Source organism: Oleiphilus sp. HI0128 (genome assembly GCF_001635365.1).
This window is the reverse complement of sequence record NZ_LWGG01000749.1, coordinates 1-6,594: the sequence shown is the minus strand read 5'-3', so window position 1 is coordinate 6,594 and position 6,594 is coordinate 1. Positions and strand designations below refer to the sequence as shown.

Here is a 6,594-nt window from a genome sequence, read left to right as displayed (position 1 = left end):
TTCTACCTATTCTGTGCACGTAATCTTCAGATACGTGAGGTAGCTCAAAGTTAACAACCTGAGGTAGCTGATCTATATCGATGCCGCGTGCTGCAATATCAGTCGCAACTAAAACTTGAATGACACCAGACTTAAACTCTTGTAGGGCTCGAGTTCGGGCACCTTGACTTTTATTGCCGTGAATCGCGGCAGCTTTGATACCTGCCCCTTCGAGAACTCTTGTTAGGCGGTTTGATCCATGTTTGGTACGACAAAAAACCAAAGTTTGTTGCCAGTTTTCTTCCTTAATCAATTGGCATAAAAGTTTTGATTTTCTATTTTTATCGACTGGGTATATCCACTGCTCAATTGTTTTTGCTGTTGTATTACTGGGACTAACTGAGACCTCAACGGGGTTATGTGTAAACTCTCTTGAGAGCATCTTGATTTCGTCTGAAAAGGTGGCTGAGAATAATAGGCTTTGCCTGTTCTTTGGAAGCAAGGAAATAATTTTCCGAATATCCCTTATAAAGCCCATATCTAGCATTCTGTCAGCTTCATCGAGAACAAGGATTTCGAGGTCTTCAAATTTCACTGCATTTTGAGAGTGTAGGTCGAGAAGACGTCCCGGAGTGGCTACAAGTATATCGAGACCTTTACGTAGCAGCATCATCTGAGGGTTAATCTTGACGCCACCGTAGACAACAGAAGAACGTAGAGGAAGGTGTTTCGAATACTGCTCAACACTTACGGCAATTTGTGCTGCGAGTTCTCTGGTTGGGGCGAGGATAACTGCACGAACTCGATTACCTTTTGGTTTTTCGCCTTTAACGAGACGATCTAGGATGGGCAATGTAAAACCAGCAGTTTTCCCTGTGCCGGTTTGTGCTGCTGCTAAAAGGTCATGGCCGGCAAGTACTTCAGGTATAGCTTTTTCTTGTATAGGGGATGGGGTTTTATACCCTAATTCTTCAATAGCTTTTAATAGTGGAAGCGAAAGACCTAAAGACTCGAAACTCATAAACTGCTCAACTGTAGGGGCTGTACAATAACAATACAGCCAAAATAAGGAGAGCGAGCTTATAGGATTCTAGTGGTTGGCGCTAGTATTGTTTTTGAGCGATAGCTGTTCACGATGTTTAAGAAATCAAGGCATAAACTCCTGATTGATCTTGTCGATCGAGCCATCCCGGTACTGACGTGGTCTAATAGATATGACCAGTCCAGTTAAGACATAATACGTCCTAACTGGAGAAGGTAAATTGAATACACGAAAAAAATATTCCCAAGAATTTAAATTGGACGCGATTAGTCTGGTGCTTGATCAAGGCCACACTAGGACAGAGGCAGCCCGTAGCCTGGGTATTAGCGCACAGGTACTGGGGCGTTGGATAAAAGAATATCAAAACGATTCAGGCAATGCTTTCAGAGGCAATGGCAAGCTTACGTCAGAGCAAGAAGAAATTAGAAGACTTAAGGCGCAGGTTAAGCGCCTTGAAATAGAAAAGGAAATACTAAAAAAGGCGACGGTCTTCTTTGCCAAAGAAACGAAGTGAAGTATGACTTTATCACTCAACATAAGAAGACCTGGCCGGTTGACCTGATGTGTCAGCTATTTGGAGTGAAACGAAACAGTTATTATAGCTTTGCCAAGCGCAAGCGTAGTCAACCAGATGACCCGGATCATCAGGAAATGCTTGATTGGATAACGGATATAGCAGAGTCCAGCGACCACACTTATGGAGAGCGCAGGATGAAGAAAGCATTGAACATTTTGGGTTATCCAGTAAGTCGAGCTAAAACAAAAAAACTGATGAATGAGGCTGGTGTGAAGGTGCGCCACAAGAAGAAATTTAAAGTGACCACTAATAGCAATCATAAGAAGCCTGTTTATCCAAATCGCTTAAAGCGAGAGTTTGATGTTGTTCAACCTAATCAGGCATACGTCGCGGATATTACATATATCTGGACTCAAGAGGGTTGGCTGTACCTAGCTGTCGTGATTGACTTGTTTTCACGGAAGGTTGTTGGCTGGAGCATGAGTTCACGCATGAAAGCGAGTCTGGTTTGCGATGCGCTTACCATGGCAATTTGGCAGCGGCGACCGAAAGCAGGCTTGATTCATCATTCGGATCGTGGCTCTCAATATGCGAGTGATGCCTTTAGAAGGTTATTGGATCAACACGGCATCCAAGGAAGCATGAGTCGGCGTGGCGACTGTTGGGATAATGCGGTAGTAGAAAGCTTCTTTGGAAGCCTGAAGCAAGAGCGCGTGCAATGGCGAAGTTACCAAACTCGCTATGAGGCACAGCAGGATATTTTGGATTACATATCCATGTTTTATAACAGTCGGCGGCTGCATTCTTACTTGGGCTACATGAGCCCGAATGAATACGAAGCTCAGGCAATTGAAATGAAAAAAGTATCTTAACTGGGTTGGTCAAAAATGCTAGACCACGTCATTGAGCTTTGGGGTGGTACGGTTGATGTTGATGGTCTGTACATCTACAACGCAGGTGATGATTCAATCGATACTGACCAGGGTTATATCGGCACTCTTTCAAACGTTTACGTTCAGCAAGTTGTTGTTGATGATGAGATTGACTCACGTGCAATCGAAGCTGACTCGCACAGCACTGACGATGCAGGCACACCAATTGCTAAGCCAACGCTTGAAAATGCAACACTAGATACAATCGGTCGCGCTATTCGTCTTCGTGAAGGTACAGGCTACGTATTTAACAACGTACAAGTTAATGTTAAGTCTTCAAGTGCTGATGCATCACTAATTGGGACACAGGTTGATGACGGTGAAGGTGGTACTGAAGAGTACACTGAAGCTGATTACATTGCAGACATCGCAGCAATCCGTGTAAGTGATACTGCTGTAACTGGCGATGAAATTGAAACAGCAGGTGCTGGTATCGCGATCAAGAATGACGCAGTTGAGTTAGTGATTGATGATGCTGTAACAGGCGACATCGGTGCTGACGGTATCATCACTAGTGGTAAGGGTATCTATCGTGACGAAGGTACACGTGAAATTTTCCGTGCACTTGGTGATGTACATGAAACAGTCGGTGTTTCTGGTGATATGGTTGACGAAACATATCTAGACTCTTCTGGTGTAGCATTTGCTGCAGAAGTTGATGCTGACAACGCTGTAACTGGTGTTGATTTGAGCATCTTCGAATGGGCATTGGCAGAGGTTAACGATCAGGCTGTTTCAGTTATTAGTGGCGACATCACAAGCGATACAACACTAACTAGCGATAGCTTGTATGCAATCACTGGTGAAGTGAATGTTGTTGACGGTGTTACGCTTACTATTGAAGCTGGAACAACACTTTTCGGTGCTTCAGGTAACTCTTACCTAGCGATAAACCGTGGTGCAATGATTGATGCTCAAGGTACAGAGTCAAACCCAATCATCTTTACGTCTGCTCAAGACGTTGCTGGTCTTAATACTGGTGACGAGCAGGGTCAATGGGGTGGCTTGACTATCCTTGGTCAATCTACCAACAACAAAGGCGAGCGTACTTATGAAGCTGGTACTCAGTCTTATGGTCCTGACGCTGGTGTAACGATTGCGGACGATAACAGTGGAACACTGACTTACGTTGCGATCAAATACTCTGGTTATGAAGTAGAAAAAGACAAAGAGCTTAACGGTCTTTCTCTTGGTTCTGTAGGTTCAGGTACAACTATCGAGAACATCGCAATCATTGGTTCTGCGGATGATGGTATCGAGCTTTGGGGCGGTACAGTAAGCGTCGACGGTTTGTATATCTACAACGCTGGTGACGATTCAATCGATACCGACCAAGGTTATATCGGTACACTTTCAAACGTTTATGCTGAGCAGAACATCGTTGATGACGAAACTGGTTCACGTGTAATTGAAGCAGATAGTCACAGCACCTCTACTGATGGTGACCCTAAAGCGCAACCTACTCTTGAAAACGCAATCTTGAAGTCAGTTGGTCGTGCAGTTCGCTTGCGCGAAGGTACAGACTACGTGTTCAACAATGTTCAAATTTTGGTTGAGTCTTCATCAGATGCAGACGTTGAGGCGATCCGTGTAAGTGACACTGGTGTTGATACTGATACTCGCGCAACGGTAACAGGTGCAGGTCTAGCGATTAAGAACAATGTAAACGCTAGTGCTGACCTGTTCACTGCAGGTTCTGAAGCTCGCTTCACTGTAGATGCTGGTAGCACGCTTTATACAGACGATGATACCTCTTTGACTATCACTGAGTACGATGCGAGCTGGGCTGAATAATCCCGCTTAAGTCTAAAAGTGTAAGGTCTTAGGAAGTTTAATGACAGGGATGTTAAGTCTAACTACAAGGAAGTAGTTGGACTTAAATAAATCAAAAGGCCCGCTGTGTAGTGGGCTTTTTATTTTGTAGGTATAAATTTAGCCACTCAGTTATTCGGCTCTTAAATAATGGAAGTATAGATTTGTTTCAAGTTGAATCCAAAAAGCGTTCAACCCTTATTAAAGAACGTTGTATTACTGCAACTCTCGCGATCTCAGCCGCAATTGCCATTGTTACAACTATTGGTATTTTGTTTTCTATCCTGTTCCAGGCGTTAGAGTTCTTTCAATTAAAAAGCCTTTGGTATTTTATTACAGGTACCGAGTGGCACATGAGCCATGGAGAAAGCTCCTTCGGTGCAGTACCGATTTTCGCCGGTACCTTCATGATCACAATTATTGCGTTAGCGGTATCGATACCCATTGGCTTGGGTAATGCGATTTATATGAGTGAATATGCCTCATCAGCTCAGCGAAAAATATTGAAGCCCTTGCTCGAAATTCTGGCGGGTATCCCGACTGTCGTTTATGGCTTCTTTGCTGCGTTGACAGTGGCTCCAGCTATCGTGGCAATAGCAGAACAGTTTGGTGTCGATGCTGCTTTTAACAGCGCACTAGCAAGCGGCTTGGTGATGGGCGTTATGATTATTCCGGTCATTTCATCCTTGAGTGATGACGTACTTCGTGCTGTACCAAGCAGTCAACGCAATGCCGCCTATGCGTTAGGTATGACGCAAAGCGAGACGATCAAAAATATAGTTTTACCCTCTGCGCTTCCGGGTATTATCTCAGCCTGTTTGCTTGGCTTTGCTAAAGCGATTGGTGAAACCATGATTGTGGTTATGGCTGCCGGTCTTAGACCAAATTTGTCGTGGAACCCTTTAGAAGATATGACCACCGTAACAGTGAGAATTGTTGACTCCCTTGTCGGGGATCACGCCTTTGACTCACCGCAAACGCTTTCGGCTTTTGCCTTAGGCTTGGTCTTATTTGTGATCACATTGATTCTCAATATGGTCTCGTTGTCCCAAATCCGTAAGTTTAAAGAAAAATACAAGATAAGCAGGCTATGACTTCAAAACAGAATTCTAACCCTTTTTACGACCCGACCTTAAGTAAACGGCATCGTGCCTCGCGATTTTTCAAACTTTTCGCAAAGAGCTCCGTCGTATTTACTCTGTCGTTTCTGATCTTCTTCATGGTCGATATCCTTAGTACTGCTGCGCCTGCTGTGAAGCAAGCTTATGTGCAAGTTGAAGTAGAGTTTTCTGAGCGAAATGCTAAGTCCACGCGTCGCGCCATTCCAAAAGGTTATCGCAAAATTGTAAGTAGGGCTTGGCTACGTACGTTAACAAAAACCATGCGAGACCAGCCTGAATTGATGGGTACAAGCCAAACAATGTGGGCATTGGCTGATGACCAGGTTGACCAGTATTTAAAAGGTCATCACTATAACCTGAAAGAAAAGCAGCTTGCCCTAGTCGATAAGTTGAAAGAAGAAGGTAAGTTAGAATTACGCTGGAATAGTGTTTTCTTCAGTAAGGGTGACTCTAAAATGCCAGAGAATGCCGGGATACTGTCTGCCATCGTAGGCTCGGTACTGACCTTGTTAGTAACAATGGCCTTTGCTTTCCCGATTGGTGTGATGACGGCAATTTACCTGGAAGAGTTTGCATCCGACAACCGCTTTACCCGTTTTGTTGAAGTGAATATAAACAACCTCGCGGCTATTCCTTCAATATTATTCGGCCTACTAGGCTTATCAGTATTTATTAATTTATTTGGTCTGCCAAGAAGCTCGCCATTAGTGGGCGGTATCACTTTAGCGCTAATGACATTACCAATTATTATTGTCAGTTCTCGTGCTGCACTCAGAAGTGTACCCGAGTCAATTCGCCATGCAGGTTATGGTTTGGGCCTTAACAAAATTCAAGTTGTCAAAGACCACGTTCTACCCATTGCGCTACCAGGCATCTTGACCGGTACGATAATTGGCATGGCGCAAGCCATGGGGGAAACCGCTCCATTAATCATTATTGGAATGATTGCATTCATCCCAGATTCACCTTCGTCGATCATGGAGGCTGCGACGGTACTGCCGGCCCAGATCTTTACGTGGGCGGGTATGCCTGAACGTGCATATGTAGAAAAAACAGCAGCGGGCATTGTTGTCATACTGTCGATATTAATCACACTGAACGCTGCAGCTATTTACCTAAGGAAGAAGTATGAAATCAAGTGGTAATAACATAAAGATCGTCGCTGAAGACTTAAACCTTCACTATGGTGAT

Annotated in this window: 5 protein-coding genes; 4 read left to right on the top strand and 1 reads right to left on the bottom strand. The window is 44.2% G+C overall.

What is annotated here, in order from left to right:
* Positions 1-1,000 (bottom strand): DEAD/DEAH box helicase (locus A3763_RS09930; RefSeq protein ID WP_068760001.1); only part of this gene is annotated, 1,000 nt, incomplete at its 3' end.
* Positions 1,001-1,241: 241 nt separating this feature from the next.
* Between A3763_RS09930 and A3763_RS09920 the strand changes: the two genes are divergently transcribed.
* The 4 genes from A3763_RS09920 (at position 1,242) to pstA (ending at position 6,548) form a co-directional block, all read left to right on the top strand.
* Positions 1,242-2,410, top strand: a protein-coding gene (locus tag A3763_RS09920) for an IS3 family transposase (RefSeq protein ID WP_369808611.1) whose coding sequence is annotated in 2 segments (ribosomal slippage) — positions 1,242-1,494 and positions 1,494-2,410 — 1,170 coding nt in all. Because the reading frame shifts where the segments join, the coding sequence is not laid out codon by codon here.
* Between the two features lie 15 nt (positions 2,411-2,425).
* Positions 2,426-4,264 (top strand): hypothetical protein, encoded by a 1,839-nt coding sequence (locus A3763_RS09915; RefSeq protein WP_068512729.1) that lies wholly within the window; start codon positions 2,426-2,428, stop codon positions 4,262-4,264.
* Between the two features lie 182 nt (positions 4,265-4,446).
* Positions 4,447-5,376 carry a phosphate ABC transporter permease subunit PstC gene (pstC, locus tag A3763_RS09910; RefSeq protein WP_068512730.1) on the top strand — a complete coding sequence of 310 codons (930 nt, stop codon included), beginning with the start codon at positions 4,447-4,449 and terminating at the stop codon, positions 5,374-5,376.
* The gene (pstA, locus tag A3763_RS09905) at positions 5,373-6,548 is read left to right on the top strand and encodes a phosphate ABC transporter permease PstA (RefSeq protein WP_068512727.1); all 1,176 of its coding nucleotides are present in this window, start codon (positions 5,373-5,375) and stop codon (positions 6,546-6,548) included. Before pstC ends, pstA begins: the two co-directional genes overlap by 4 nt.
* Positions 6,549-6,594 lie beyond the last annotated feature (46 nt).

Excerpts from the sequence above, each read along its gene's own strand:
- A3763_RS09915 (WP_068512729.1), top strand. The coding sequence starts at position 2,426 with ATGCTAGACCACGTCATTGAGCTTTGGGGTGGTACGGTTGATGTTGAT.
- pstA (WP_068512727.1), top strand. The coding sequence starts at position 5,373 with ATGACTTCAAAACAGAATTCTAACCCTTTTTACGACCCGACCTTAAGT.